Here is a 25,988-nt window from a genome sequence, read left to right on the forward strand (position 1 = left end):
CCGCGCGTCAGCCTGAGGACCGCTCGCGTGCGGCCAAGCGGATGGCGCGGGCCTTGGCGCTCTTGCCGGCCGCGCGCGCCGCGATCATGCTGCGCGCCTTGGTGGTCTTGCGGATCACCGAGGCAAGCCGCTTGCGGGCGCGGTTGGCGGTCAAACGCGCCGCCAGTTGCTCGGCCTTGCGCATGATGGTGGTGACCGAGGGCGTGAGGTTCACCGGAACCCAGGCGACGTCTCTGGTCTTGGAGAGACTGCCGATGCCTTCGCAAGGTGCTTCACGCGGCAGGTCGATCCGGATCGCCAGCGCGTCGGCGCGCGTGGTCCAGTCTTCGGCTCGGGTGCCGGTGATGATGCGGACATAGTCGCGCGTCTCGCGCGGCAGCTCGCTCTCTTTCGCCAGCCATCTCTGGATGCGGCCGGGGCCGGCATTGTAGGCGGCCGCGGCAAGACCGAGATTGCCGAAATCGTCGCGCAGCTTGCTCAGGAATTTCGCCGATGCCGGGAGCGCCTTCATCGGATCGAAGGGATCGTCGAGGCCGACCTCGGCGGCCGTCTCCGGCATGAATTGCGCAACGCCTTGCGCGCCGGCCTGGCTGACCTCGTTGGACCTGAAGCGGCTCTCCTGCCAGATCAGGCGCGCGAAGAACGGCACCGGAATGCCGCTGGCCTCCGCGGCCTCGCGCAGCGCGTGGCAGAATTTTTCAGTCGACGAAAGCGGGGCAGGCGCGACGGTTTCGACCGCTCGCGCCGGCTCGATCGTCTCCTCATATGCAGCGCGCGCATTCGCCAGCTCAATGGCCTGCACGCTCGAGAGGAAGAGCTCGACGAGGGGAACCAGAGAGGGCCCGCGATCGGTTTTCAGAAGGGCGTTGTCGGTGTTTTCCGCTTGCCGGGACGTCGTCGAGCCGACGTCGCACATCACGATCAGCAACGCAGCGCAAGCCGCGACGAGAAATCGCATCTCGGTCAGAGTCCTCGAACTGTGGGGAACGACCGGCATATGCGCCGGCAACGAGGACTTCATTAACCGTAATTGCGGCGAAGCTGCGATTCCGCGGGAGGGTCGGTGTTAGTACGGGTGTTCCCGCCGCAGAACCGGCGATGCCGGCTCCGCGGATCTACGCGAGCCGCGGTCAGATGCAAGGTGCAAGCGGCAAGTGCGGCTACGCTTTCGCAACGAACGCGAGCAGGGTGCCGTTGGCTTTGGCCGGTGGCACGCAGATCGCGGCCCCGCTGCGTACCGCGGCCGCGCCCAGCGCCTTTTCGGTCGCGGCGATATCGCCGCTGACGAGAACGAGCGCCGCACCGCCGCGCTCGTAGAGGCCTGCGAGCGGCACGCCGGGATAGCGTTGGCCGAGCTGCTCGCGCGTCAGATAGACGAAATCGGCACGGTCGCCGCCGGAGGGCACCGTCACGGCACCATCGACCGCGGCCTTCGGTTCGCGGTCGATCAGACGCGCAAGGTGTGCGGCCTCCTTCGCCGGCTCCGGCGTTGCGATCAGGATCTGCCTGATTCGCTTGGCCGCATTGGCGTGCTTCATCAGTTCGGGGATCCACACCGTCTCGCGGGTCTTGTGCTGGCAGGCGAAGATGCGCACGCCGCCCGGTGCTTCCGCGGTCGGCCACATGAAGGCGCGGAATTTCGCCGCCGAGACGGAGCCATCAGGCAGCGTCACCGGCCGCTCGAAATCGGTCGGTCCGATCGGCATGAGGCCGCGTGCGCGGATCTCCTCGGCGCCCGCAGCGGAATCGACCGCGGTGAAGGCGATGCGCTCGATGCCTTCGCCGTGCTTGTCCAGGAAAACGCGAGCCGGCGCGTTGTGCTCGGTCGCCACCAGCACGCCGAGCAGCTCCATGTAGTCGGGATCGAACATGATGGTGTAGTTGCCGGTCCCCATATGCGGGCTGTGGGTGCCGCGCGGCGAGACGGTGAAGCCGAGCTGCCGGTAGTTCTCGGCGGCCCTGTCGAGGTCCTTCACCATGACCACGGCGTGGTCGATACCGATGACGTTCTTGAGAGTCACTGTTCTTCCCCGCATGCAAACTGACTTCGGCCGCTGCAGCGGCCGCGGATCATGTCTACGCCGGATGTGCGGTCAAGTCATTTTCAAATCGGCGGAAGATGCGGAATTTCATTCCGCCAAAGGCTGGCCCGACGTCAGCGCGCCCGCTCGAGATAGGCGGCGAGGGTGGCGCGCTCCTCGCCGGTCATCTCGGTGATGTTGCCCGGCGGCATCGCGTTGGACCAGGCCGCGACGCGGCCGATCAGGCGGATGTTGCGATGGATGTGCTCGGGCGCGTCGAGCAAAATGCCCTTCGGCGCGGTCACGATGCCGGCCCAGACCGGCTCGGCCGCATGGCACATGCTGCAGCGGGACATCACGATCTCCTCGACATTGGCGAGCGAGGGTTGGACCTGCAGCGCGCTCGTCTTCGCCTCGCGCGGACCTGTCGCGGAGAGCAGGCAGATCGCGATCGCGCCCGCCGCCGCCACACCCCACACCCACCACGGCGATTTGCGCCCGGCATGGCGCTCGTTGAAGAAGTGGCGGATCACGGGGCCGAGCGCGAGCACGATCGCGACGATGATCCAGTTGAAGCGCGTGGCGTAGAGCAAGGGATAGTGGTTGCTGATCATCAGCACGACGACAGGAAGAGTCAGATAGTTGTTGTGGACCGAGCGCTCCTTGCTGGCCTTGCCGAGTTTCGGATCGGGCGCCTCACCTGCGATCAGTGCCGCCACGATCTTCTTCTGGTTCGGGATGATCAGCGTGAAGACATTGGCGACCATGATGGTGCCGATGATCGCGCCGATCTGGTTGAAGGCGCCGCGGCCACTCAGCACATGCGTGAAGGCGTAAGTCACCGCGACCAGAAAGAGATAGCCGCCGATGGCGAAGGGCAGCTCGCGTTGCGCGAGCCCGGTGCGGCAGGCGGCCTCATAGAGCAGCCACGCCAGGGCGAGGCTGCCGAAGCTGAACAGGCCGGCCTGGAATGGCGTGAGGTCGAGGATCGACTTGTCGACCAGGAACAAATCGGCATCGAGATAATAGACCACCACCATCAGCGCGAAACCTGAGAGCCAAGTGGTGTAGGCCTCCCATTTGAACCAGGTCAGCTCGTCCGGCATCTGGCTCGGCGCGACCAGATATTTCATGATCCGGTAGAAGCCGCCGCCATGGACCTGCCAGGCCTCGCCCTGCACGCCGCCGGGCAGGTCACCTCTCGGCCTGAGGCTGAGATCGAGGGCGATGAAATAGAAGGAGCTGCCGATCCAAGCGATCGCGGCGACCACATGCAGCCAGCGGAGCAGCAGGCTCGCCCATTCCGATATGATGGATCCCCACATGATCATCCCATCAATTGCGGCCCCGATGCCGCAGCCTTGATGGCCGCAACCGGCGGCCAGCCCCTCCAATGTGTCGCATCGATCCGTGCTATTTTCCAGTATGATGGGCCGCAGCCGATGCACATCGTGCGGGCAGGCCGTGACGTGGGATTCGGCAGGTGTTTGACCTGCCGCAGAACGTTTGCGAGTTGAACGGCGTTGATGCCGGGACAAACTGGCCGGGAGGAAGAAAGGTGAGGAACAGGGTCTCCATCGCGATGACTGCGGTCGTGGTCGCGACCGCCGCGCAGGCCGAGCCAGTGCTGCAAGGCAAGGATGCTTACGGCGATTGGCGGGCCGATAAACCCGGCACGGTCAGGCTGATCCGGCCGGAGGATCTGGTGCGGCCCGGCGCCACACGATCGGTTGCGAGCTCCGCGCGCGTGGTGTCGCGTCGATCGGAAGCCGCGCCCCAGGTGCCGGCCGGCTTCAAGATAGAGCTGTTCGCGGAAGGCCTGCGCGCGCCGCGCATCATTAGGGTCGCGCCTAATGGCGACATTTTCGTCGCGGAGACGCGGATCGGCACCATTCGTGTGCTGCGCGCCGGAGAGGACGGCAAGCTCGCGACCAACGAGGTGTTTGTCAGCGGCCTAAGGCAGCCGTTCGGCATCGCCTTCTTTCCGAACGGCGACAATCCGCAATGGGTCTACGTCGCCAATACCGATAGTGTCATCCGCTTCCCCTATCAGGCCGGCGATCTCAAGGCGCGCGGCAAGGCCGAGACGATCGTGGCCAGCCTGCCACATGACGGCGGGCATTCCACACGTGATGTCGTCTTCACGCCAGACAACAAGCGCATGTTCGTGTCGGTCGGCTCGCTCAGCAACGTCGCCGAAGGCATGGGCACGCCGCCCAGCGGGATGGAGGCATGGGCGAAGGCGCAGCCGCTTGGCGCAGCCTGGGCGAGCGAGCTCGAGCGCGCCGCGGTACTGGCCTTCAATCCCGATGGCAAGGATCGGAAGATCTATGCCACCGGCATCCGTAACTGCGTCGGCCTTGCGGTCCAGCCGGAGACCAGCTTGCCCTGGTGCTCGACCAACGAGCGCGACGGTCTCGGCGACGATCTCGTGCCTGATTACGTGACGAGCGTGAAGGAGGGCGCCTTCTACGGCTGGCCCTGGTTCTATATCGGCGGCAACGAGGACCCGCGCCATGTCGGAGCGCGGCCGGACCTCAAGGACAAGGTGACGGTGCCTGATGTCTTGATCCAGCCGCACTCGGCCTCGCTCGGCATGACCTTCTACCAGGGCACGCAGTTTCCGCCCGAGTACCAGGGCGATGCGTTCGCCGCCGAGCACGGCTCCTGGAACAGATCGAGGCGCACCGGCTACAAGGTGATCCGCATCAGGATGAAGGACGGCAAGCCCACGGGCGAGTACGAGGATTTCGTCACTGGGTTCGTGGTGAGTGACAGCGAGGTGTGGGGACGGCCGGTCGGAGTCGCCGTGGCGAAGGATGGATCGCTGCTGGTGTCGGAGGATGGCAACGGCACGATCTGGCGGGTGACGCGCGGGCCGCAGTGACGCTTCCCTCTCCCCTTGTGGGAGAGGGTGGCTCGCCGCATAGCGGCGAGACGGGTGAGGGGTGTCTCTCCGCAAGCACCTCTCACAATCGAGTACGCGGACAGATACCCCTCATCCGGCGCTTCGCGCCACCTTCTCCCACAAGGGGAGAAGGCAAGAGCACCTCACTCGCATCGACCTACCCCCGTCTCACGCTCGCCCCGCCGTCTACCGGCAGCGTCACGCCCGTAATAAAATTGGCTTCGTCCGACGCCAAAAACAGCGCGGCGTTCGCGACGTCCCAGCCCGTGCCCATCTTCCTGCGCAGCGGCACCTTGCTGTCGCGTTCGGCTTCGACTTCGGCGCGGGTCTTGTGCCATTCGCGGGCGCGGGTGTCGACGGCCATCGGCGTGTTCATCAGGCCGGGCAGGATGACGTTGGCGCGGATGCCGTATTCGGCGTTCTGGTAGGCGAGCTGCTCGGTGAAGGCGATCATCGCCGATTTCGTCGCCTTGTAGGCGACGTAAGGGTAGGTCGTGATCGCCGCCATTGACGAGATGTTGATGATGGCGCCGCTCTTTTGCGCGCGCATGATCGGGATCACTTCCTTCGCCGCGAGAATGCAGCTCTTCAGATTGATGGCGACGACGCGGTCGAATGCCTCTTCGGTGATTTGAAGCAGCTCGGCGTCGCCGCCGGCAAGACTCACGCCAACATTGTTGTGCAGCACGTCGATGCGGCCCCAGCGCGATTGCGCGTCCGCCACCATCGCCTTGATGTCGGCAGCCTTGGTCACGTCGGCCCTGCAGGCCGCGGCGGCGCCCTGCTTCGCGGTGATCATTGCAACCGTTTCCTGCGCCGAGTCCAGATGGTGGTCGACGCATAAGACCTTCGCGCCTTCGCGCGCGAAGGTCAGCGCGGCGGCGCGACCATTGCCAATGCCTTCGCCGGGGCTCTGGCCGGCGCCGACGACGATCGCAACCTTGTCCTTCAAGCGCATGTCAGTTCACTCCCGGGATCGGCCCGTCTCATTATTTTCGTGCAGATTAGCAATCGACCCGACCTGCGAGAAGGGCGCGGCTCCTGCGTTCATGTCATTGACATCACTTGGAATTGCATGCTGCGGCCGGCTCATCGGGCATCGCTGCCGTTGCGGCTCAGGAACCGTTCCGAGGTCGCGGCGTTTGCTGCCGGAGCCTTTCCCGCGCTAGGCTCTGTCTCGGGGCTTCCCAACCGCCAGTGGCTTGCCGATGAATCTGCTTGATCCACAAGGGCCCGTAGCTGCGGCCAACAGCACCATTTTGGTCGATTCCGTCTTCATCATGCTCGTGATCGTGGTGCCGACCATTCTCGCGATCCTTGCGTTCGCGTTCTGGTTTCGCGCCTCCAATACCAAGGCGCGCTTCCGGCCGGACTTCGTCTATTCCGGTCGCGTCGAAATGGTGGTGTGGTCTATCCCGGCGCTCACCGTCATTCTGCTCGGTGGCGTCGCCTGGATCGGCTCGCATCAGCTCGATCCCGCCGCGCCTGTGCCGGGCACCGGAAGTCCGGTGCGGATCCAGGCCGTCTCGCTCGACTGGAAATGGCTCTTCATCTATCCCGACCAGCGCATCGCCACCGTCAACTCGCTGACGGTGCCGGCCGGCGCGGAGCTGAATTTCCAGCTGACCTCGTCGAGCGTCATGAACGTGTTCTTCATCCCGCAGCTCGGCAGCATGATCTACACCATGAACGGCATGGTGACGCGGCTGAACCTGCGCGCCGACAATGAGGGCAAGCTCCAGGGTCTGTCGGCGCATTTCTCCGGCGACGGCTTTCCCGACATGATGTTCGACGTCAACGTGATCTCGTCACTGGCCTTCCCTGATTGGGTGGCGACCACCGCGAAGACCGACGCCGTGCTGAACGAGGACAGCTACAAGAAGCTGATGCAGCAGGGCATCGAGAGGGGCCGGCCGGTCTATCGCCTCGATGATCCCCGCCTGTTCGACCTGATCGCGACCCAGCACATCCCGCCGGGGCCCGGGCCGGAGCTCGCATCCGAGGCTGGCCGGTCGCACATTGGAGGCCACGATGCTCGGTAAGCTCGATTGGTCGGCGATCCCGTTCGATCAACCCATTCCGCTCGTCGCAGGCGGAATCGTGCTGGTGGCGATCCTGGGCGTGCTGGTGTGGGTCGTGGTGAAGGGACATCTGCCCTATCTCTGGCACGAATGGATCACCAGCGTCGACCACAAGCGCATCGGTGTCATGTACATCCTGCTCGCCTCCGTGATGCTGCTGCGCGGCGGCAGCGACGCCATCATGATGCGGATCCAGCAGGCGATCGCCTACCAGTCGCAAGGCTATCTGCCGCCCGAGCACTACAACCAGATCTTTTCGGCTCACGGCACCATCATGATCTTCTTCGTGGCGATGCCGTTCGTGATCGGGCTGATGAACCTCGTCGTGCCGCTCCAGCTCGGCGTGCGCGACGTTGCTTTCCCGACGCTCAATTCGGTCGGCTTCTGGCTGACCGCGACCGGCGCGCTGCTGGTCAACCTCTCGCTCGTGATCGGCGAGTTCGCGCGCACCGGCTGGCTCGCCTTTCCGCCGCTGTCGGGACTGTCCTATTCGCCGGGCGTCGGCGTCGACTATTACGCCTGGTCGCTCCAGATCTCGGGCGTCGGCACGCTGGTCGCCGGCATCAATCTCGTCACGACGGTGTTGAAGCTGCGGACGAGGGGCATGAACTATCTGCGCATGCCGATGTTTTGTTGGACGACGCTCGCCTCGAACCTCCTGATCGTCGCGGCGTTCCCGATCCTCACCGCTACGCTGGCGATGCTGTTGCTCGACCGTTACCTCGGCTTCCACTTCTTCACCAATGAAGCCGGCGGCAATGTCATGATGTTCATGAATTTGATCTGGGCCTGGGGACATCCGGAGGTCTACATTCTGGTGCTGCCGGCCTTCGGCATCTTCTCCGAGGTGGTGTCCACCTTCTCCGGCAAGGCGCTGTTCGGCTATCGCTCGATGGTGCTTGCCACTATGGCGATTTGCGTCGTCTCCTTCATGGTGTGGCTGCACCATTTCTTCACGATGGGCGCCGGCCCCGACGTCAACGCCATTTTCGGCATCGCCAGCATGATCATCGCGATACCGACAGGCGTGAAGCTCTACAACTGGCTGTTCACGATGTATGGCGGCCGCATCCGTTTCGCGACACCGATGCTGTGGTCGGTCGGCTTCATGGTCACCTTCATCATCGGCGGCCTGACCGGCGTGCTGGTCGCGGTGCCGCCGGCGGATTTCATGCTCCACAACAGCATGTTCCTGGTGGCGCATTTCCACAACGTCATCATCGGCGGCGTGCTGTTCGGCGCCTTTGCCGGCTTCGAATACTGGTTCCCCAAGGCATTCGGCTTTCGCCTCGACGAACGCTGGGGCAAGGTCGCATTCTGGTTCACCTTCATCGGATTCTACGTCACCTTCATGCCGCTCTACATCGCCGGCATGCTGGGCATGACGCGGCGCCTGCAGCATTATGATGTTGCCGTCTGGAGGCCGTGGATGATCATCGCGGCGTTCGGCATGCTGTTGCTGTCGATCGGAGTGATCAGCCAGATCATGCAGCTCGTGGTCAGCATCCGCAACCGCGAGGCGCTGCGTGACCGCACCGGCGATCCCTGGGACGGGCGCTCCCTGGAATGGGCGACCTCGTCGCCGCCGCCCGTGTTCAATTTCGCTTTCAATCCTGATGTGCGTGGCGAGGACGCCTATTGGGACATGAAGGCCCGCGCCCAGCAGCAATCGCTCGAACATGACGTGCCCGAGTATCAGGACATCGAGATGCCCCGGAACTCGCCGACCGGCTTCGTCTGCGCCTTCTTCGCCACCATCATGGGCTTTGCGCTGATCTGGCACATCTGGTGGATGGTCATTTTAGGCGGCGTCGGAGCGTTCGCGACTTTCGTCGTTTTCGCCTGGCGCGACCATGACGAATACGTCATTCCGGCCGCCGAGGTCGCCCGCATCGACCGCGTCAATCTCGAGGAGCGGCGCAGCCTCGTCAGCATGGCGGGAGCCATCTGATGTCGATGACCGCGACCGCCGGGCACGCCCACGCCGATCCGCATCACATCGGCATCGTCATCGAGCATCCCGGGCCCGCGTCGAAGCGGATCGTGACCGCGTACGGCTTCTGGGTCTTCCTGCTCTCCGATATCGTGATGTTCTCCTGCTTCTTCGCAGCCTATGCGGTGCTCGTCACCCAGACAGCGGATGGACCCAAGGGCTCCGAGATTTTCGATCAGCGGAACGTCGCGATCGAGACGGTCTGCCTGCTGCTGTCGAGCTTCACCTGCGGCATGGCCAGCATTGCCGCCGATGTGCGCAACCGGTTCTGGTTCTATCTCGGCATGGCCGTGACCTGCGTGCTCGGCCTGATCTTTCTCGTCATCGAATTCCGCGAATTCGCCGATCTCGTTGCGCGCGGCTACGGCCCGTCGCGGAGCGCCTTCCTGTCGTCGTTCTTCTCGCTGGTCGGTTGCCATGGCCTGCATGTCTCGGCCGGCGTCCTGTGGCTGCTCACCATGATGGCCCAGGTCTTCGCCAAAGGCTTTCGTGCCGACGTCCTGCGGCGGATGATGTGCTTTGCGTTGTTCTGGCACGCGCTCGACATCATCTGGGTCGGGGTCTTCTCGGTCGTCTACCTGCTTGGGAGTGGCGTATGAGTGATCAGACGCATATGCATGCCGAACATGACCTCGCACCGGGCGAGGAAGAGCATCACAGCGTCGGCGAGCGGATCCTCGGCTATGTCGTTGGCCTTGCTCTGGCGCTGGTGCTCACGGCGATGTCATTCTTCATCGCCGGAACTGACCTTGTCTGGCAGCCTTCGATTCCGGTCGCGCTGATCGTGCTCGCGATCGCGCAGATGGGTGTGCACCTCGTGTTCTTCCTCCACATCACCACGGGCCCGGACAACACCAACAACGTGCTGGCGCTGGCGTTCGGGCTGTTAGTCGTCTTCCTGGTGGTTGGCGGCACCGTCTGGATCATGTCGCATCTCAACCAGAACATGCCGCCGATGGATCAGATCATGATGCGTCAGTAGCTCGCATGGCAGCGGAGGAAGTCGTGAGCCTGATGCGTTGATCTTACCGCATCGTCATGGCCGGGCGGAGTTGGCGTCCACAGCTCCGCAAAAAGAAGAGCCGCTTGTTTGTGACAAGCGGCCCAAGTCTAGGGAGGAAACGCCCCAGCAAAGACAATCGGCCGAAGCCGGATTGCTGCCAAGGAAACGCTCGCGCAAAGCGCTCGCATACACATATAGGTGCGGCAACTCCCGCTGGAGTTCAATTCCGGATCAATACTGTCTCGGAGTACCACTCACGGCTGCGTGAACCAATTTTTCACTTTGGCCGGCGGCAGTTGTAGGCCTTGCGGAAGCCCGCCGCCTGGGCGTCGTCTTCCGAGCAGAACCAGCGATCCGGCTTAGTCGTCGCCGGGTAGCTCGGGCAGCCCCGCAAATGATAGATACCGATATTGCCGGTGACGCGGGCGCGCACCGCAAGCTTGCCCTTGATGCTGCAGCTCGGCGGCATCGTCAGATCCTCCGGAAACAGCACGGCGCGAATTTCCTTGTCGCGATCGGCGCGGCAGGCAGCGCCCAGCAGCGTCCCATCCTTCTTGCCGGTCCGGAAATCTTGCGGTGCAACAAAGCAGCCCTTCCAGATCCCGGCCGATGCGGTTTTGGCGTCGGTCGCCGCTGGCTTGACGTTCGCCTTGATCGGCTCGCGGGCGATGGCATAGCCGAGCTTGACCAGCAGCTCGTTCAAGCTCGCCTTGTCGCCTTCGGCGGTGCAGATCGCCCGGTGCCGCTTGCCAAAGCTCTTTTCTGGCCCGACATCGTCGCAGCGCACCGAGCGTTTGTTGATCAATTTGTTCAGCTGCTCGCGGGCCTCGATGCCGCAGGTCCAGGGATCGGCGTGGTCGTCGATGCAGACCTGGTCCAGCTCAGGCGCATCGACGCCGTCGAGCCGATAGGTCACGTCGCCGAGCTGGATGGAATTGCCGTCCCGGACCGTGGCGGCTGCAGTCAGCGCGGCGGCCGGTTCTGGCGGCATCAGGATTCCTGACAGAGCGAAAAACGAAACGAGCGCAAAAGCCCGGGCGGCGGCAAAGAAATTTCGGAAGGACATACGGTCTCGCTATCGATTGCTCTTGCGCATCGTTCCTAGCATCCGGACGAGGCGATACCAATGGTCTGCGCCCCGGGAAGTGCGACATTCCGGCCTCGCGGCTTTACTCAGCCGTCGCTCTGCCCCTATCGTTTGCGCAGCCTTCCGGTCCGCGAAGGCCGAATCGCCCGGGAAGCGGCGAGGGGGAGGACAAGGTTGCGATGAAAGATCCCGTGGACGTCCTGATCATCGGTGCCGGCGCGTCGGGCGCAGCGGTGGCGTGGTCGTTGGCCGAGACCAAGATGCACATCCTCTGCCTGGAGCAGGGCGGCTGGATGAATCCGGCGGAATATCCCAGCACGGGGCGGGATTGGGAGGCCAAGTTCTACGGTGAGTGGTCGTCGAGCCCCAATGTCCGTGGACGGCCCGAGGATTACCCGATCAACGACGACAACTCGCCCATCAAGGTCGTCAACTACAACGCGGTCGGCGGCTCGACGGTGATGTACACCGCGCATTGGCCGCGGCTGCATCCCTCCGATTTCAAGGTGAAGACGCTCGACGGCGTCGCCGACGATTGGCCGATCGACTACGACGCGCTGACCCCGTTCTTCGAGGAGAACGACCGCATGATGGGCACGTCGGGCCTGTCGGGCGATCCACTGTCGCCGCTGACGCATCCGCCGATGCCGCAGCAGCCGATGGGCTTGTCCGGCGCCATCATCGGCAAGGCCATGAACGAGCTCGGCTGGCACTGGTGGCCGTCGGACACGACGGTCGCAACCATGGACTATGAGGGCCGGGCGCGCTGCATCAATCTCGGCCATTGCACGCCTGCCTGCGCGCAAGGCGCAAAGTCCTCGACCGACATCACCTATTGGCCGCACGCCATCCGCGCCGGCGTCGAGCTGCGCACCCATTGCCGGGTGCGCGAGATCACCACCGATGAGAACGGCATGGCCTCGGGCGTGGTGTACTACGACAAGGACGGCGTCGAGCAGTTCCAGCCGGCGCATGTCGTCATCATCGCCTGCAACGGCGTCGGCACGCCGCGGCTGCTGCTGAACTCGGCATCCAGCCGCTTCCCGAACGGCCTCGCCAATTCGTCCGGCCTCGTCGGCAAGAATTTGATGTTCCATCCCTATGCGCAGATCTACGGCTACGTGACGGAGCCGACCGACTCCAACCGCGCGCCGCCGACCTGCCTGTGGAGCAAGGAGTGGTACGACACCGACCTGTCGCGCGGCTTCGTGCGCGGCTATGGCGTGCAGTTCGTGCGCGGCGCAGGTCCGGTGTTCGAGGCCGTGGTCAGCGAGCAGAAGGGCATTCTGCCCTGGGGCGAAGATCATCACCGCGTCTTCCGCAAGCTCAACGGCCACCGGCTCGGCTTCTCCGCGATCTGCGAGGACCTGCCGGAGGAGCACAATCGCGTCACGCTCGATCCGGTGCTGAAGGACAGCCACGGCATTCCCGCGCCGAAGGTCGACTACACGATCAGCGAGAACAGCCGGAAGATGATGGAGCATGCGCTCGCCCGCGGCCGCGAGTTTCTGGAGACGGCAGGGGCGAGCGACATCTGCGTCAATTCGCCGATCCCCTGGGGCGGCTGGCATCTGCTCGGCACCGCGCGCATGGGCACCGACCCCGAGCGCTCCGTGGTCAACGAATGGGGCCGCACGCACGACGTGAAGAACCTCTTCATCGTCGACGGCAGCATCTTCGTCACCTCGGGCGGGGTGAATCCGACCTCCACCATCCAGGCCCTTGCGCTCTACATCGCCGACCAGATGAAGCAGCGCCTCGCCAATTTGTTCGATTGAGATGGTCGCATTCAAACGCAGCCCGCAGGGAGCACACCGTCACTGTGGCTGTAGAGTTTCGACGAAAGGGCGCCATGACTGATCAGCCGACCCTCTCGCCGCGGCAGCGCGACGACCTCCGCACCATCGCCGCCATGATCATTCCACCGAGCGAGGAATATCGCGTCCCCGGCGCCGATGACGAGATCATCCAGGCCGACATCCTTGCAACACTCGGCCGCGATAGCAGACCTGTCGCGGCAGCCCTGGATCACCTGGCGCGGTTGGCCGGCATGCCGCTTGCTGATCTCGAACCCGCCGCGCGCGACGCGGCGGCGCAGGAGTTTCGCAAGCACGGCGGCGTGCCTGCCGCAACGCTCGTTCGCGTCGTGCTGCAATGCTACTACCGCGACGACCGCGTGCTGCGCTCGCTCGGGCTCGAGCTGCGCGCGCCATTCCCGAAAGGCCATGTGCTCCCGGATGGCGACTGGTCGTTGCTCGATCCGGTCAAGGCGAGGGCGGGCACGCTGCGGCGGGCGCCCTAGCCACCTGGGCAGTCCAGCCCTGCGCCCCCGGCGGGTCCCTTGCGTAGGAGGGAACAGGCCACCATCTGTGTGAGCTTCAAGGACTCTTGCCATGTTGGATTTTACCTCAGATATCGCCGATGACGCGCCGTCATCGCGGACGACGGCGGCTGCGCCAGTCGATGATCGGGCGCTGCTGGACGCCTATTCCAATGCCGTGATCGACGTCACCGACCGTGTCGGCCCAGCCGTCGTCCGCGTCGAGACCGGGCCAAAGGTCCCCAACGGCCGCGAGCGCGGCGGCCTCGGCTCGGGCATCGTGATCTCGCCGGATGGACTCGTGCTCACCAACAGCCACGTGGTCGGCTCCTCCAGGGAGATCCGCCTGCGCGACGTCGAGGGTCACGTCGGCGACGCCCGGGTGCTGGGCGTCGACCCTGATACCGATCTTGCGCTGCTGCGCGCCAACGGCGTGCGCGATCTGCCCTATGCCGCGCTCGGCAATTCCAAGAGCCTCAAGCGCGGCCAGCTCGTGATCGCGATCGGCAATCCGCTCGGCTTCGAATCGACCGTGACGGCCGGCGTGGTCTCGGCGCTCGGACGCTCGATCCGGTCGGTGAGCGGGCGAACCATCGAGGACGTGATCCAGACCGATGCCGCGCTCAACCCCGGCAATTCCGGCGGGCCGCTGGTGTCGTCGAATGCCGAGGTGATCGGCATCAACACCGCCATCATCAACGGGGCGCAAGGCATCTGCTTTGCGGTCGCCAGCAACACCGCGCAATTCGTGCTGTCGGAGATCATCCGCCACGGCTATGTCCGCCGGGCCTATATCGGCGTTGCCGGACAGACCGCGCCGGTGCCGCGGCGGCACGCGGTCCTGGCCGGCGTCGAGAACAAGATGGGCGCGCTGTTGATGCAGATCGAGCCGGACGGGCCGGCGGCGAAGGCGGGCCTGCTGCCCGGCGACGTCGTGATCAGGCTGGACGGCGTCGAGATCAACGGCGTCGATGATCTGATCCGCGTGCTCGACCGCGACCGCATTGGTCGCCGGCTCGCCATGGACGTGCTGCGGCTCGGCCGCCTGCGGGCGATCGACATCGACCCGATCGAACGCAAGCCGCAACGCTAGCTGCGAGCCCGCGGGCGGGGTATGACGCTAGCATGCCTCGCGCCTCGGATCCTTGCATGATGCCGGCACAAGAGACCTACGACGTCATTGTCATCGGCGCCGGTGCCGGTGGCATGACGGCCGCGGCAGTGGCCGCCGCCGAAGGCCTGCGCGTGCTGGTGATCGAGAAAACCGCCTTCGTCGGCGGCACCACGGCCTGGTCCGACGGCATGGTCTGGATTCCCGCCAATGCCAAGATGAAGGAGGCGGGACTGTCCGACAGCATCACGGATGCCGTCCGCTATCTGTGGAGCACTGTGCCCGGGCCAGCCAATGCCAGCTTGCGTGCTGCCTTCCTCGCGCGCGGGCCGGAGGCGATTGCATATCTCGAAGCCAACACGCAGGTTCGCCTTCAGTCGGTCAAAGCCTATCCCGATTATTATCCGGAGCGGCTCGGTGCGACGCCGGGCGGGCGCGTGCTGGAGCCGGTGGCGTTCGACGGCACAATGCTTGGCCGGGCTTTCGCGCGGCTGCGGCCGCCGCCGCCGGAGCTCACGCTGTTCGGCGGGATGATGGTCAACCCGCTCGAGATCCCGCAGCTGCGGCGTGTTGGAAAATCGCTGCGTTCGACCTTGCGTACGGCGCGGCTGGTGTCCGCATACGCATTGCAGCGGCTGCGCAGCCCGCGCGGCACGACGCTGCATCTCGGTAATGCGCTCGCCGCGCAGCTCTACGCCTCGCTGCTGGCGCGGCAGGTTGAAATCTTGTTCAGCGCGGATGTCCAGGATCTGTCGACGCAGGGTGATCGCGTCGTTGGCGTCGTCATCCGTCACGGCGCGAGTGATCGCCCGATCGTCGCGCGTCGCGGCGTAGTGCTGGCGACCGGCGGCTTCTCGCATGACGCGACTTTGCGCAAGCGCTTCTTCCCGCCCGCGGCCAGCGTCATCTCTGCGGCCAACACATCAAGCACAGGCGACGGGCTTCGGCTCTCGGCCACGGTCGCTGCCGCCCTCAATACGGATGCGACGAGCCCGGCCTGTTGGGTGCCGGCCTCGCTGTTCCGCCGCGCCGATGGCAGCCGCGGAGTCTTCCGCACATGGTGACCGACCGCGCCAAGCCTGGCGTGATCGCCGTCAACGCCGCCGGCCGTCGCTTCGTCAACGAGGCGCTGTCCTATCACGAGTTCGTGCTCGCCATGCTGCGCGACGGCAATGGCGAGCCGGACCGGCCGTTCTATCTGATCTGCGACCGTCAGTTCCTTTGGGCTTACGGTCTCGGCCGCATCAAGCCATTCACGCGCAATGTGCGCCGTTATATCGCCAGCGGCGAGCTGATCGAGGCTCCCGGCATCGCGCAGCTGGCAGCGAAGATCGGCATCAAGCCAACCACGCTCACGGCGACGGTTGAGAATTACAATGCGGATGCGAGAGAAGGCCGCGATCCCGAATTCGGCCGCGGCAGCACGGACTATCAGCGCCATCTCGGGGACGCCGCCCACAAGCCCAACCCCTGCGTCGCGCCGATCCTCCGCGCGCCGTTTTTCGCGATGCGCATCTATCCGGCCGATCTCGGCACGGCGATCGGGATGAAGGTTGATGCACAGGCGCGCGTGCTGCGTGAGGACGGCACGCCGATTCCCGGCCTCTATGCCTGCGGCAACGACATGGGCTCGATCATGAACGGGAACTGTCCAGGGCCAGGCATTGCGCTCGGGCCGGCGCTGACGTTCGGCTACATCGCGGGACGGCATCTGGCGGAGGGTGGGGCGGCGGTGCGCGAGACGACTGCCGGCGTGTCAGCCTCGGTCTAGCCACCTCCAACACTGTCATGCCACGGCTTGACCGGGGCATCCAGTACGCCGCGGCTTCTCGATTCAATCACAACCGTCTCGGAGCACTGGATCGCCCGGTCGAGCCGGGCGATGACACCGAGTGAATGGCGAGCGCGTTCCACAATCTATTCCGCAGCCGCCGCAAAGCGGCTGTTCTCGAGCTCCGCCTCCAGCCGCGCTTTCTCGGCCGCCGCCAACTTGATGTTGGCTTCCTTGACGTGGCCGAAGCCGCGGATCGTTTCGGGCACGCGCGCGAGCCGCGCCAGCAACGGGATCTGCTCCGCCCTCAGCCCGGGCATGCGCTGATCGATCATAGCAAAGTAATCCTCGACCAACTTCCGCTCGGCCCGACGCTCCTCGGTGCGGCCGAACGGATCAAACGCGCCGCCGCGCAGGAATTTCAATTTTGCAAGAACGCGGAAGGCGTGGACCATCCAGCCGCCGAACTCCTGCTTCTGAAGTCGCCCAGTCACCTTGTCGCGCTTTGCGAAGATCGGCGGTGCGAGGTGGTAGTTCAGCGTGAAGTCGCCATCGAACTTTTCCGACACCTTCTTCGCAAAACTGCCGTCGGTGTAGAGCCGCGCGACCTCGTACTCGTCCTTGTAGGACATCAGCTTGAACAGGTTCTTGGCGACGGCCTCGGTCAGCTCCATGGACGCGGGCGAGGCGGCGGCTTCCGCCTTGCGCACCTTGGCGATGGCCGCCAGATAGCGGTCGGCATAGGCCTTGTCCTGATAGCCGGTCAAAAACTCCGCGCGTGTTGCGATGATGTCATCGAGCGATTTTGTCGGTGCGGACGCCCGGTTCTTGAACTGGAGCACGCTGCGCACCCGCGACATGTCGTGGGCGGCGAGGCGGCCCCAGGTGAAGGCGCGCTTGTTCATCTCGATCGCTGCGCCGTTGATCTCGATGGCGCGGAGCAGGGCCTCCAGCGACAGCGGGATCGCGCCCTTCTGGAAGGCGAAGCCGAGCATGAAGGGATTGGTCGCGATGCTGTCGCCCATCAGCGCCGCGGCAATGCCGGTGGCGTCGATGATGTCGAGGTTCTTGTCGCCGACGGCATCGCGCAGCACGGTCTGCATCGTGCCCATCTCGAAATCGAGATCGGGGTTTTGCACGAAGCTCGCGGTCGGCTGCAGGTCGGCGTTGATATAGGCCTTGGTCACGCCGCGCTCGGCGCGGCTCAGCGCAGTCGGGCCGGCTGAGACGATCATGTCGCAGCCGAGGATGACGTCGGCGCCGCCGGTGGTGATGCGGACGGCGGAAATATCTTCCGGCTTCGGCGCGATGCGCACATGGCTCATGACCGCGCCGTTCTTTTGCGACAGGCCGGTGAAGTCCAGCGCCGAGCAGCCGCGGCCGTCGACATGGGCGGCCATGCCGAGCAGCGCGCCGATGGTGATGACGCCGGTGCCGCCGATGCCGGTGACGAGGATGTTGTAGGGGCCGTCCAGCTCACGCGCGGGCGGCAGCGGGAGATCGGCGAACAATTGCCCGGAATCGACCGCCGAGGTCTTCATTCGCTTCAGCGTGCCGCCATGCACGGTGACAAAGCTCGGGCAAAATCCCTCGACGCAGGAAAAGTCCTTGTTGCAGTTGGACTGGTCGATCTGGCGCTTGCGGCCGAACTCGGTCTCCAGCGGTTGCACCGAGACGCAGTTGGAGGCCAGCGAGCAATCGCCGCAGCCTTCGCACACGAGCTCGTTGATGAAGGCGCGCTTGGCCGGATCGGGATAGAGCCCGCGCTTGCGGCGGCGGCGCTTCTCTGCCGCGCAGGTCTGGTCGTAGATGATGGCGGTGAGACCCTTGATGTCGCGCAGCTCGCGCTGCACGGCATCGAGCTCGCGGCGGTGATGGATGGTCGCCCCTTGCGGGAAGTAGTTGCCGTCGGGGTACTTGCCGGGATCGTCCGAGACGATCGCGAGCCGCTTGACGCCCTCGGCCCAGACCTGATGCGCGATCTGCGCGACATTGAAGGCGCCTTCGGCCGGCTGGCCGCCGGTCATCGCGACGGCGTCGTTGTAGAGGATCTTGTAGGTGATGTTGATGCCGGCGGCCGACGCGGCGCGAAGGGCAAGGAGTCCGGAATGCGTGTAGGTGCCGTCGCCGAGATTCTGGAAAATGTGCTTCTCGGTGGTGAAGGGCGACTGGCCGATCCAGTTCACGCCCTCGGCGCCCATATGCGAGATCAGGTCGGTGCGACGTGTCGGCATGCTCAGGGCCATGCCGTGGCAGCCGATGCCGGCCATGGCGCGGCTGCCCTCCGGCACGCGCGTCGAGGAATTGTGCGGGCAGCCCGAACAGAAGAATGGCGTACGCGCGAGCTTGATCTGCGAGCTTGATGTGACGGGATTGTCGAACGCCTCGAGCCGGGCGAGCCGCTGCTCCAGCACGGGGCTGTGATGGCCGAGCTTGCGCAAGCGGTTTACCAGCGCGCCCGCGACGATGGTGGGCGTCAGCTCGCCTTCGCTCGGCAGCAGCGGCGTGCCGTTTTCGTCGCGCTTTCCGGTGACGATGGGACGCTTCGATGCATCCACATTGTAGAGGATGCGCATCAGCTGGTCTTCGATGAAGCCGCGCTTCTCCTCGACCACCAGCACATCCTGAAGGCCTTCGGCGAAGTGCCTTGCCCCGCTTTCCTCCAGCGGCCAGGTCAGCGCGACCTTGTAGATGCGCAAGCCCAGATCCTGCGCGTCCTTGTCAGTAATGCCGAGGTCGGCGAGCGCCTGGCGCAGATCGAGATAGGCCTTGCCGGTTGCGACGATGCCGAGCCGGGCCGGCCTGGAATCGAGCACGATGCGGTCGAGCCGGTTGGCGCGGGCAAAGGCCTGCACCGCTGCCATCTTCGGGCCGAACAGGCGCTTCTCCGCCTCCAGCGGCGGATCGGGCCAGCGGATGTTGAGGCCGCCGGGCGGCATCTCGAAATCATCGGGAAGCACGATCTTGATGCGTTCAGGATCGCTGTAGATGGAGGCCGAGCTTTCGACCGTCTCGCTGATCGCCTTGAAGCCGACCCAGCAGCCGGAGAAGCGCGACAGTGCAAAGCCGTAGAGACCGAGATCGAGATAGTCCTGCAGCGTCGCGGGATTGATCACGGGGATCAGCGCCGCTGCGAACACCTGCTCGCTCTGATGCGCCAGCGTCGAGGACTGGCAGCCATGATCGTCGCCGGCGAGCGCGAGCACGCCGCCGTTGAGCGAGGTTCCGGCCGCGTTGGCATGCTTGAGCGCGTCGACCGAGCGGTCGACGCCGGGACCCTTGCCGTACCAGATGCCGAACACGCCATCGACCTTGGCGCCCGGAAACAGGCCGACCTGCTGGCTGCCCCAGACCGCGGTTGCAGCCAAATCCTCGTTCAGGCCGGGGACGAAGGCGATGTCGTGCTGCTGCAGGTGCGACTTCGCGCGCCACAGCGCGTGGTCGTACATGCCGAGCGGGGAACCGCGATAGCCCGAGATAAAGCCGCCCGTGTTGAGTCCCTGGAGCCGGTCGCGTTCGCGCTGCAACATGGGAAGGCGGACCAGGGCCTGCGTGCCGGACAGGAAGATCCGCTTCGATTCGAGCCGGTATTTGTCATCCAGCTCGACCTGCATCAGCGTCATTTCAGAAATCCTCGTGTCTCGTTCGGCGGGGGGTGCGCTGCGGGAGGGGTGCGGCTGCGCGACGCGAATTGTGACAGTCAAAAGCATGGGGCCGCGAAGTCAATATCGCTGGCCGCATCCGTGGCGCTCCTGCTAGTCATGGCTTCCAGTGGAGAGCACCATGGCTGCAAACGCATTCGATACCGAGATCACCGAGACGGCCGAGGCCCTGACCGGGCGGTGGCGCCAGCCGCGCCAGATGCTGCAGGCGCAAACCTACGACGCGCACGCCTCGATCCATGACGACACGACCGCGCAGAAGCTCGGCTTCAAGGGCGGCACCATCGAGGGCCCGACCCATTTCAGCCAGCTCGCTCCGCTCGGCGCGCGGCTGTGGGGACACGCCTGGTTCGAGACCGGCTGCCTCTCCGCACATTACCGCAGCGTCTGCTACGAAGGCGAGGAGGTGCAGGCGATCCTGTCGAAGCCGTTGCCGGGGACGAGCCAGTGCCAGATCCAGATGGTGAAGCGCGATGGCACGGAGGTGCTGCGCGGCACGGCCTCGGTCGGTGAGCCGCACGCTCAGACTGCACTCGAAGCGCGTCTTACCGAGCTCAAGCCGTTGACCGATCCCGTGATCCTGCGCGACGTGAAGGTGGCGCAGACGAGCCAGCGGCAGGCGGTACGGATGGCGTTCGACCAGAATATGGGCGACCTCTATCCGTTTTCGCTGCGGCAGAAGCTCGCTGTCATCACCGAGAACTCGCCTTATTACTCGACCGCCGATAATCCGTGGCGCAGGCCCATCATTCCGATGGAGATGTTGAGCGTCCTGTTCCAGTACCGCTCCAAGCAGGATCCGCTGCCGGCCAAGGGCCCGGCGGTCGGCCTGTTCGCCGATCAGGAAATCAGGCTGGTGAAGGGCCCGCTCTTCGTCGACGAAGAGTACGAGGTCGAGCGCGAGGTGGTCGCGCTGTCCGGCAGCCGCCGAACCGAGAGCGCCTGGGTGAAGACGCGCGTGTTCGACAAGGCGAGCACGATGGTCGCGACCATGCTGCTCAACATGGCGACGCTGAAGGATTCGTATGCGCCATATGAGAATGAGTATCGGCAGCTGTATGGGGCTGGGCGGTAGTGTTCGCACTTCGCCTCTCCCTCGCGTGCCGGAGCGGCCGGCATTTGCGAGAGCAAATTCCGGGTGAGGGGGAGTCTCCGCGAGTTCAACTCTCACCGATTTTGCGGAAGCAGCCCCTCACCCCAACCCTCTTCCAGTGAGAACGGGGAGAGGGAGACGAGAGAGCGTCGCCCAGGATTGACAGCGAAGGAGGGCGCCGCTTACCCGCTCATCCTTTAAGCAAATGCGCTTCGCAAAGCCGTCGCACAGGGAATAAGCAGACCTCGATCGCCGGCGTAACCTTCTGACTACGCAACGATTTCCTTTGCGACCTGCTCGTCTCCGCAATTGTACACAATGGCACGGCGCTTGCAGAACTCTCCGGAAAGAGAGTTCTCGCGGGGGCGTCATGTTGAACTCAAGCAAGTCGACAAAGGGCGTCATCATCGCCGAGCCCGAGCCGATCAAGCTCGACTGGGCGAGCACCGCGCTCCTCATCATCGACATGCAGCGCGACTTCATGGAGCCCGGCGGCTTCGGCGAGACGCTGGGGAACGACGTCAGCCAGCTCGCGCGTGCGGTAAAGCCGATCGGCGCGGTGCTGAAGGCGGCGCGCGAGAGCGGCATGCTGGTGATCCACACTCGCGAGGGCCATCTGCCTGACCTGTCCGATGCGCCGCCGGCAAAGGTCGAGCGCGGTGCACCGTCGTTACGCATCGGCGATCCCGGCCCGATGGGCCGCATCCTCATCCGCGGCGAGGCCGGCCACGACATCATCCCGCAGCTCTATCCGCTCGACAGCGAGGTCGTGGTCGATAAGCCCGGCAAGGGCGCGTTCTACGCCACCGAGCTCAGCGAGGTGCTGGAGAAATACGGCATCGAGAATTTGCTGGTGTGCGGCGTCACCACCGAAGTGTGCGTCAACACCACCGTGCGCGAAGCCAATGACCGCGGCTATCGCTGCGTCGTCATCTCGGACGGCTGCGCGTCCTACTTCCCCGAGTTTCACGAGATGGGCCTGAAGATGATCAAGGCCCAGGGCGGCATCTTCGGCTGGGTCGCGGATTCAGCCGCAGTCCTGGCGGCAATGAAAATTTCGACCACATAGGGGTAGTATCATGAGCACATTAACGGGGACGGCCGGCAAGTCCAGCTTCAAGCCGGCACTATGGACATCGGGCGACTGGAACGCGTTTTTCGGCTTCGGCACCAACATCCTCGTCAACATGCTGGTGCTCACGGGCCTGCTCCGCTTCGTCTTGAAGATGCCCGATAGTCTCGTGTTCGGCCGCATCCTGCCCGCGCTCGGGCTGATGATGTGCCTGTCGACCTTCTATTACGCGTATCTCGCCTATCGCTTGGCGCAGAAGACCGGCCGCAGCGACGTCTGCGCGCTGCCGTCGGGCGTCAGCGTGCCGCACATGTTCATCGTCACCTTCGTGATCATGCTGCCGATCACGCTGAAGACCGGCGATCCGCTGAAGGGCTGGTCGGCCGGACTCGTTTGGGTGTTCTTCCAAAGTTTTATTCTTATGATCGGTGGCTTCATTGCCCCATTCATCCGAAAAATCACGCCGCGTGCGGCGCTGCTCGGCACGCTTGCCGGCGTATCGGTTACGTTCATCTCGATGCGGCCGGCGCTCGAAATGTACATGACGCCGCAGATCGGTCTGGTCTGCTTCGCCATCATCCTGGTGAGCTGGTTCGGTGGCGTGAAGTATTGGCGCGGCATTCCCGCGGGCCTCGTCGCTATCGCGGCCGGCATGATCATCGCCTGGGGCTCCAACCCGTTCGGGCTCGGCCTTGGCGGATTGAGCATCGCGGGTGTTGGAGCCGCTTTCGCGAACTTCGGCTTCTCGGTGCCGATCCCGGCCGTGGGCTACGTCTTCTCCGGCTTCGAATTCCTCGGCATCATCCTGGTCACCGCCATTCCGTTCGGCATCTACGATCTCGTCGAGGCCATGGACAATGTCGAGAGCGCGGAAGCGGCTGGCGACGAATATCCGACCACGCGCGTGCTGACCGCCGACGGCGTCGTCAGCCTGATCGGCTGCCTGATGGGCAATCCTTTCATCAACGCAGTCTATATCGGCCATCCCGGCTGGAAGGCGATGGGCGGCCGCATCGGCTATTCGGCTGCGACCGGCATCATGGTCGTGGTGCTGGCCTGGTTCGGCATCATCTCGGTGCTGCTGGCGCTGGTGCCTGTCGTCGCGATCTCGCCGATCCTGCTCTATATCGGCATGCTCATCGGCGCACAGGCGTTCCAGACCACGCCAGTCAAGCACGCGCCCGCGATCGTGCTGGCGCTGACGCCGCATCTTGCGGCCTGGGCCAAGCTCCAGATCGACACCATGCTCGGCTCAACCATGACGGCTGCGGCGACCGTCGGCGGAATGGCCGCCGACAAGGCCGACGCGGTCAAGGCTGCCGCGATCGCGGCGCTGCCGCAGCAGGGCGTGTTCTATCACGGCCTGGAGGTGATGGGCGGCGGCTCCATCCTCGGCGGCCTCATCCTGGGCGCGATCGGTGTCTTCATCATCGAGCGCGATTTCGAAAAGGCCTCCGCCTTCGCGCTGGCCGGTGCCATCATGACCTATTTCGGCTTCATGCACGGCGAAGCCGTCGGCATCGGCGGCGGGTTTGGCGTGACACCGGCGGTCGCGCTCGCCTATGCCGTGATGTCGGCCGGCCTGTTCGCGGCCAGCAAGCTCGGCACCGGCGAGCACTACGCCGCACATCCGGAGATGCGCGCCGCGCCGGCGGAGTAGGGTGTCGCGATCGTTGCGGGCGGCCGGGCGATGCCCCGGCCGCTCTCGTTCAAGGCCGTACGGCCGGCGCCTCGTTCGGCAGGCCGCGCGCCCGCGACATTAAATAGAGCTCGAGCGCGACCAGCTCGGGCGAGCCGTAATCATAGGCCTGGGCGCGGACGCCGGTCATGCAGCTGCGCAAGCGACGCTCCAGAGATCCGAGCGTCTGCCATTCCAGACGGTAGAGCGGATAGCCGGTCGGCTGTCCCTGTGTGATCGGTGCGCCAGCGAGACGCTTGTCGAAATTGTCGTCGTGGCAATTGGTGCAGGCGAGGTTGAGCTGACCCTCGCGCTGCATGAAGAGATCGCGGCCCTGCACAACGAAGGGCTTGAGTTGCGGATCGTCGCCCGCGGTGATCGCGATGCCGCGGGACTGGTGGGCGATGAAGGCGGACAGTGCCAGCAGGTCCCGGCTCTCGTAAGGCAGCACTGTTGCCTGCTGATGATTGGCGCGGCAGAGGCTGATGCGCTGGTCCAGCGTGACGGGACGGCCAAGCGTCTTGTCGAAGGCGGGATAGCGTGCCGCGACGCCTTTCATGCTGCTGCGCGCATTGCCATGGCAATCGGCGCAGGCCTTGTCGGCGCTGCCGGTCTTCTTGCCCCACAGCGCCTCGCCGTCGAGCACGAACAGCATGCCGGGATTGGCGGTATCGTCATCTTGCATGGCGCGGGTATCAGGACCCATGAAGGTGTAGCCGGACCGGCGCGCATCGGGCGGGATCTCACCGGCGCGCAGGGCAGGGACCGTGACGAGCAGTATCGCCGCCGCTATCGCGCGCCAAAATCTCATTCGACGGTGATCGATGCCGATGCGGTGGACGAATAGCCGTTGTCGCCGATCCATTCGAACTCGAACTTGCCACTCTCCTTCACGACGGTGAAGAAGGACAGATACGGATTGGCGGCGATCGCCGGAAACAGGTCGGCGCGAAAGACTTCGGCGCCGTTGTAGCGGCACGTAAAACTCGTGATGATGTCGCGCGGCACCAGCGCGCCGTCGACGGTGTGGCGGAAGCCGGTTTCCATGATGTGCGAGGTCAGCGTGCGGATCTCGATGATGTCGCCGCGTTTGGCCCTTGCAGGAACGTTGATGAGCGCGGCCATCAGTTCAACTCCTCGGTGCAGGCAGCCAGCGTCACGACGACGTCCGCGGCAATCTGCCAGAACGTGTCGTCCGAGAAGCGCGCGATCGCGACCACCTTCTGGGTATCGGCGAGGCGGATCCTCGTCGAGACTTGGGCGCGGCCGGAGGAGGGGTTGAGATAGAAATTGCCGATGTTCGGCTGCGGGTTCTTCTCGTTGAAGACATGGATGCTCTTGACGTAGTCGGTCGCCGTCATCGGGCTTGCGACGCTCACCGTCATCGGCACGGTGTTGCCGTTCTCGACCAGCGGCGGAATGTCGAGCTTGACCTTGCCAGCGCGAATTGGTGCCTCGCCGACGACGTTGCGGATCGCGGCGCTGAGCATCGCTGGCGTTGCCTCGAGCGGTCGCAACGTGAGGATCGGGATCGTCCCGGCGACCGTGACGCTTCCGGCAAGGCTGAAAAATTGTCGTCGCGTGGTCGGCATGAAGCTAGTCCCGAAGCGTTGCAAGAAAGGCCACGATGTCCTCGATCTCCGCAGCCGACAAGATCGGCTTGCCGGCGAAATTGCGCCCGACCCGGACGAGGCCATCGTTGCGATAATAGGACGGCATGATGGTCTGCGGGTTGAAACGCGCGGCATCGACCAGTCGAAGCCGCAACTGGCTCGCCGTCCAGCGGTTCCCGGCGCCTGAGAGATCAGGCGCGAGGTCGCCCTGGAAGCGCGTTTCCGGGAACGGGCCGGAATGGCAGAGAATGCAGGTCGTCGTGCGCGCCAGCACCAGCGCGCGCCCGCGCGCGGCATCGCTGGGAGTGCCGGTGAGGGATTGTGGAATGCCGTCGCCGACGATCTGGTAGGAGGTGAGCTCTTCGGCTTGGGAAGGCACGGCCAGGCTCGTCACGACCATTGCTGAAATCGCAAGCGCTCGATGAAGGAACCAGGATCGTCGCGAACTCAGCTTACCTCTTCCGCTTGCGGGATAGGTCGCCGCGCAGCGGCGGGTGAGGGGTCTTTCCTCCTGGGGGTTCTCGCGGGCGGAGACACCTTCTCCCCAACTCGCCCCCGCAGGCGGGGGAGGGGGC

The 25,988-nt window shown here is 64.8% G+C and carries 21 protein-coding genes and 1 pseudogene; 12 read left to right on the top strand and 10 right to left on the bottom strand.

Going from position 1 to position 25,988, the window contains the following annotated elements; translation table 11 throughout:
• Positions 1-7: 7 nt before the first annotated feature.
• From AC5V87_RS11840 to AC5V87_RS11850, 3 genes are all read right to left on the bottom strand, one after another.
• Positions 8-958 (bottom strand): lytic transglycosylase domain-containing protein, encoded by a 951-nt coding sequence (locus tag AC5V87_RS11840; protein WP_495371074.1) that lies wholly within the window; start codon positions 956-958, stop codon positions 8-10.
• Positions 959-1,160: 202 nt separating this feature from the next.
• Positions 1,161-2,021 (bottom strand): VOC family protein, encoded by an 861-nt coding sequence (locus AC5V87_RS11845; protein WP_456839921.1) that lies wholly within the window; start codon positions 2,019-2,021, stop codon positions 1,161-1,163.
• 134 nt (positions 2,022-2,155) lie between these two features.
• Positions 2,156-3,346: a urate hydroxylase PuuD gene (locus AC5V87_RS11850; RefSeq protein ID WP_495371075.1), complete on the bottom strand. Its 1,191-nt coding sequence runs from the start codon at positions 3,344-3,346 to the stop codon at positions 2,156-2,158.
• Positions 3,347-3,579: 233 nt separating this feature from the next.
• On the opposite strand from AC5V87_RS11850, the gene AC5V87_RS11855 reads away from it, so the two are divergent.
• On the top strand, positions 3,580-4,908 hold the full coding sequence (locus tag AC5V87_RS11855; protein WP_495371076.1) for a PQQ-dependent sugar dehydrogenase: 1,329 nt from the start codon (positions 3,580-3,582) through the stop codon (positions 4,906-4,908).
• A 178-nt stretch (positions 4,909-5,086) separates the two neighbouring features.
• Here AC5V87_RS11855 and AC5V87_RS11860 read toward each other — a convergent pair whose 3' ends face one another.
• Positions 5,087-5,887, bottom strand: a complete 801-nt coding sequence (locus AC5V87_RS11860) for an SDR family NAD(P)-dependent oxidoreductase (RefSeq protein ID WP_495371077.1) — start codon at positions 5,885-5,887, stop codon at positions 5,087-5,089.
• A gap of 250 nt (positions 5,888-6,137) precedes the next feature.
• Here AC5V87_RS11860 and AC5V87_RS11865 point away from each other — a divergent pair, with 250 nt between their 5' ends.
• From AC5V87_RS11865 to cyoD, 4 genes are read left to right on the top strand one after another with little or no spacing between them, the layout of a single operon-like run.
• Positions 6,138-6,971, top strand: a complete 834-nt coding sequence (locus AC5V87_RS11865; RefSeq protein ID WP_495371078.1) for a cytochrome ubiquinol oxidase subunit II family protein — start codon at positions 6,138-6,140, stop codon at positions 6,969-6,971.
• Positions 6,961-8,961, top strand: coding sequence for a cytochrome o ubiquinol oxidase subunit I (cyoB, locus tag AC5V87_RS11870; protein WP_456839916.1), 2,001 nt, complete (start codon positions 6,961-6,963; stop codon positions 8,959-8,961). Before AC5V87_RS11865 ends, cyoB begins: the two co-directional genes overlap by 11 nt.
• Entirely contained in the window at positions 8,961-9,602 is a 642-nt protein-coding gene (locus AC5V87_RS11875) for a cytochrome (ubi)quinol oxidase subunit III (RefSeq protein ID WP_456839915.1), read from the top strand. The genes cyoB and AC5V87_RS11875 overlap by 1 nt, the downstream gene beginning before the upstream one ends.
• A complete protein-coding gene (gene cyoD / locus AC5V87_RS11880; protein ID WP_456839914.1) occupies positions 9,599-9,985 on the top strand; it encodes a cytochrome o ubiquinol oxidase subunit IV in 387 nt (128 codons plus the stop codon). The genes AC5V87_RS11875 and cyoD overlap by 4 nt, the downstream gene beginning before the upstream one ends.
• A gap of 298 nt (positions 9,986-10,283) precedes the next feature.
• Here cyoD and AC5V87_RS11885 read toward each other — a convergent pair whose 3' ends face one another.
• Entirely contained in the window at positions 10,284-11,072 is a 789-nt protein-coding gene (locus tag AC5V87_RS11885; protein WP_495371079.1) for a thermonuclease family protein, read from the bottom strand.
• Positions 11,073-11,272: 200 nt separating this feature from the next.
• Between AC5V87_RS11885 and AC5V87_RS11890 the strand changes: the two genes are divergently transcribed.
• The 4 genes and pseudogenes from AC5V87_RS11890 (at position 11,273) to AC5V87_RS11905 (ending at position 16,295) form a co-directional block, all read left to right on the top strand.
• Positions 11,273-12,871 carry a GMC family oxidoreductase gene (locus tag AC5V87_RS11890; RefSeq protein WP_495371080.1) on the top strand — a complete coding sequence of 533 codons (1,599 nt, stop codon included), beginning with the start codon at positions 11,273-11,275 and terminating at the stop codon, positions 12,869-12,871.
• 74 nt (positions 12,872-12,945) lie between these two features.
• Positions 12,946-13,395 carry a hypothetical protein gene (locus AC5V87_RS11895; protein WP_456839911.1) on the top strand — a complete coding sequence of 150 codons (450 nt, stop codon included), beginning with the start codon at positions 12,946-12,948 and terminating at the stop codon, positions 13,393-13,395.
• Positions 13,396-13,486: 91 nt separating this feature from the next.
• Complete coding sequence (locus tag AC5V87_RS11900) at positions 13,487-14,506, top strand: S1C family serine protease (protein ID WP_495371081.1); 1,020 nt, start codon at positions 13,487-13,489, stop codon at positions 14,504-14,506.
• Between the two features lie 56 nt (positions 14,507-14,562).
• Positions 14,563-16,295: pseudogene (locus AC5V87_RS11905) on the top strand (FAD-dependent oxidoreductase).
• Between the two features lie 146 nt (positions 16,296-16,441).
• Here the strand turns inward: AC5V87_RS11905 and AC5V87_RS11910 are convergent.
• Positions 16,442-19,918: an indolepyruvate ferredoxin oxidoreductase family protein gene (locus AC5V87_RS11910; protein WP_495371082.1), complete on the bottom strand. Its 3,477-nt coding sequence runs from the start codon at positions 19,916-19,918 to the stop codon at positions 16,442-16,444.
• Between the two features lie 160 nt (positions 19,919-20,078).
• Here AC5V87_RS11910 and AC5V87_RS11915 point away from each other — a divergent pair, with 160 nt between their 5' ends.
• From AC5V87_RS11915 to AC5V87_RS11925, 3 genes are all read left to right on the top strand, one after another.
• Positions 20,079-21,032 (top strand): hypothetical protein, encoded by a 954-nt coding sequence (locus AC5V87_RS11915; protein WP_495371083.1) that lies wholly within the window; start codon positions 20,079-20,081, stop codon positions 21,030-21,032.
• Positions 21,033-21,420: 388 nt separating this feature from the next.
• Positions 21,421-22,119 (top strand): cysteine hydrolase family protein, encoded by a 699-nt coding sequence (locus AC5V87_RS11920; RefSeq protein ID WP_495371084.1) that lies wholly within the window; start codon positions 21,421-21,423, stop codon positions 22,117-22,119.
• A 10-nt stretch (positions 22,120-22,129) separates the two neighbouring features.
• Positions 22,130-23,782: a regulator gene (locus tag AC5V87_RS11925; protein ID WP_495371085.1), complete on the top strand. Its 1,653-nt coding sequence runs from the start codon at positions 22,130-22,132 to the stop codon at positions 23,780-23,782.
• 49 nt (positions 23,783-23,831) lie between these two features.
• Here AC5V87_RS11925 and soxA read toward each other — a convergent pair whose 3' ends face one another.
• The 4 genes from soxA to soxX are packed head-to-tail and all read right to left on the bottom strand — an operon-like array spanning position 23,832 to position 25,813.
• Entirely contained in the window at positions 23,832-24,611 is a 780-nt protein-coding gene (gene soxA / locus AC5V87_RS11930; RefSeq protein ID WP_495371086.1) for a sulfur oxidation c-type cytochrome SoxA, read from the bottom strand.
• On the bottom strand, positions 24,608-24,925 hold the full coding sequence (soxZ, locus tag AC5V87_RS11935) for a thiosulfate oxidation carrier complex protein SoxZ (RefSeq protein ID WP_456839905.1): 318 nt from the start codon (positions 24,923-24,925) through the stop codon (positions 24,608-24,610). Before soxZ ends, soxA begins: the two co-directional genes overlap by 4 nt.
• Complete coding sequence (locus AC5V87_RS11940; protein ID WP_456839904.1) at positions 24,925-25,392, bottom strand: SoxY-related AACIE arm protein; 468 nt, start codon at positions 25,390-25,392, stop codon at positions 24,925-24,927. Before AC5V87_RS11940 ends, soxZ begins: the two co-directional genes overlap by 1 nt.
• Positions 25,393-25,396: 4 nt before the next feature.
• Positions 25,397-25,813, bottom strand: coding sequence for a sulfur oxidation c-type cytochrome SoxX (gene soxX / locus AC5V87_RS11945; protein ID WP_495371088.1), 417 nt, complete (start codon positions 25,811-25,813; stop codon positions 25,397-25,399).
• Between the last annotated feature and the right edge of the window lie 175 nt (positions 25,814-25,988).

This window comes from Bradyrhizobium sp. SOJA106 (genome assembly GCF_059448745.1).

Coding starts and splice junctions, on each gene's coding strand:
- AC5V87_RS11925 (WP_495371085.1), top strand. CDS start 22,130: ATGAGCACATTAACGGGGACGGCCGGCAAGTCCAGCTTCAAGCCGGCA.
- AC5V87_RS11840 (WP_495371074.1), bottom strand. CDS start 958: ATGCGATTTCTCGTCGCGGCTTGCGCTGCGTTGCTGATCGTGATGTGC.
- cyoB (WP_456839916.1), top strand. CDS start 6,961: ATGCTCGGTAAGCTCGATTGGTCGGCGATCCCGTTCGATCAACCCATT.
- AC5V87_RS11850 (WP_495371075.1), bottom strand. CDS start 3,346: ATGTGGGGATCCATCATATCGGAATGGGCGAGCCTGCTGCTCCGCTGG.
- AC5V87_RS11915 (WP_495371083.1), top strand. CDS start 20,079: ATGGCTGCAAACGCATTCGATACCGAGATCACCGAGACGGCCGAGGCC.
- AC5V87_RS11860 (WP_495371077.1), bottom strand. CDS start 5,887: ATGCGCTTGAAGGACAAGGTTGCGATCGTCGTCGGCGCCGGCCAGAGC.
- soxX (WP_495371088.1), bottom strand. CDS start 25,813: ATGGTCGTGACGAGCCTGGCCGTGCCTTCCCAAGCCGAAGAGCTCACC.
- AC5V87_RS11910 (WP_495371082.1), bottom strand. CDS start 19,918: ATGACGCTGATGCAGGTCGAGCTGGATGACAAATACCGGCTCGAATCG.
- soxA (WP_495371086.1), bottom strand. CDS start 24,611: ATGAGATTTTGGCGCGCGATAGCGGCGGCGATACTGCTCGTCACGGTC.
- AC5V87_RS11900 (WP_495371081.1), top strand. CDS start 13,487: ATGTTGGATTTTACCTCAGATATCGCCGATGACGCGCCGTCATCGCGG.
- AC5V87_RS11895 (WP_456839911.1), top strand. CDS start 12,946: ATGACTGATCAGCCGACCCTCTCGCCGCGGCAGCGCGACGACCTCCGC.
- AC5V87_RS11940 (WP_456839904.1), bottom strand. CDS start 25,392: ATGCCGACCACGCGACGACAATTTTTCAGCCTTGCCGGAAGCGTCACG.
- soxZ (WP_456839905.1), bottom strand. CDS start 24,925: ATGGCCGCGCTCATCAACGTTCCTGCAAGGGCCAAACGCGGCGACATC.
- AC5V87_RS11890 (WP_495371080.1), top strand. CDS start 11,273: ATGAAAGATCCCGTGGACGTCCTGATCATCGGTGCCGGCGCGTCGGGC.
- AC5V87_RS11920 (WP_495371084.1), top strand. CDS start 21,421: ATGTTGAACTCAAGCAAGTCGACAAAGGGCGTCATCATCGCCGAGCCC.
- AC5V87_RS11865 (WP_495371078.1), top strand. CDS start 6,138: ATGAATCTGCTTGATCCACAAGGGCCCGTAGCTGCGGCCAACAGCACC.
- AC5V87_RS11875 (WP_456839915.1), top strand. CDS start 8,961: ATGTCGATGACCGCGACCGCCGGGCACGCCCACGCCGATCCGCATCAC.
- AC5V87_RS11885 (WP_495371079.1), bottom strand. CDS start 11,072: ATGTCCTTCCGAAATTTCTTTGCCGCCGCCCGGGCTTTTGCGCTCGTT.
- cyoD (WP_456839914.1), top strand. CDS start 9,599: ATGAGTGATCAGACGCATATGCATGCCGAACATGACCTCGCACCGGGC.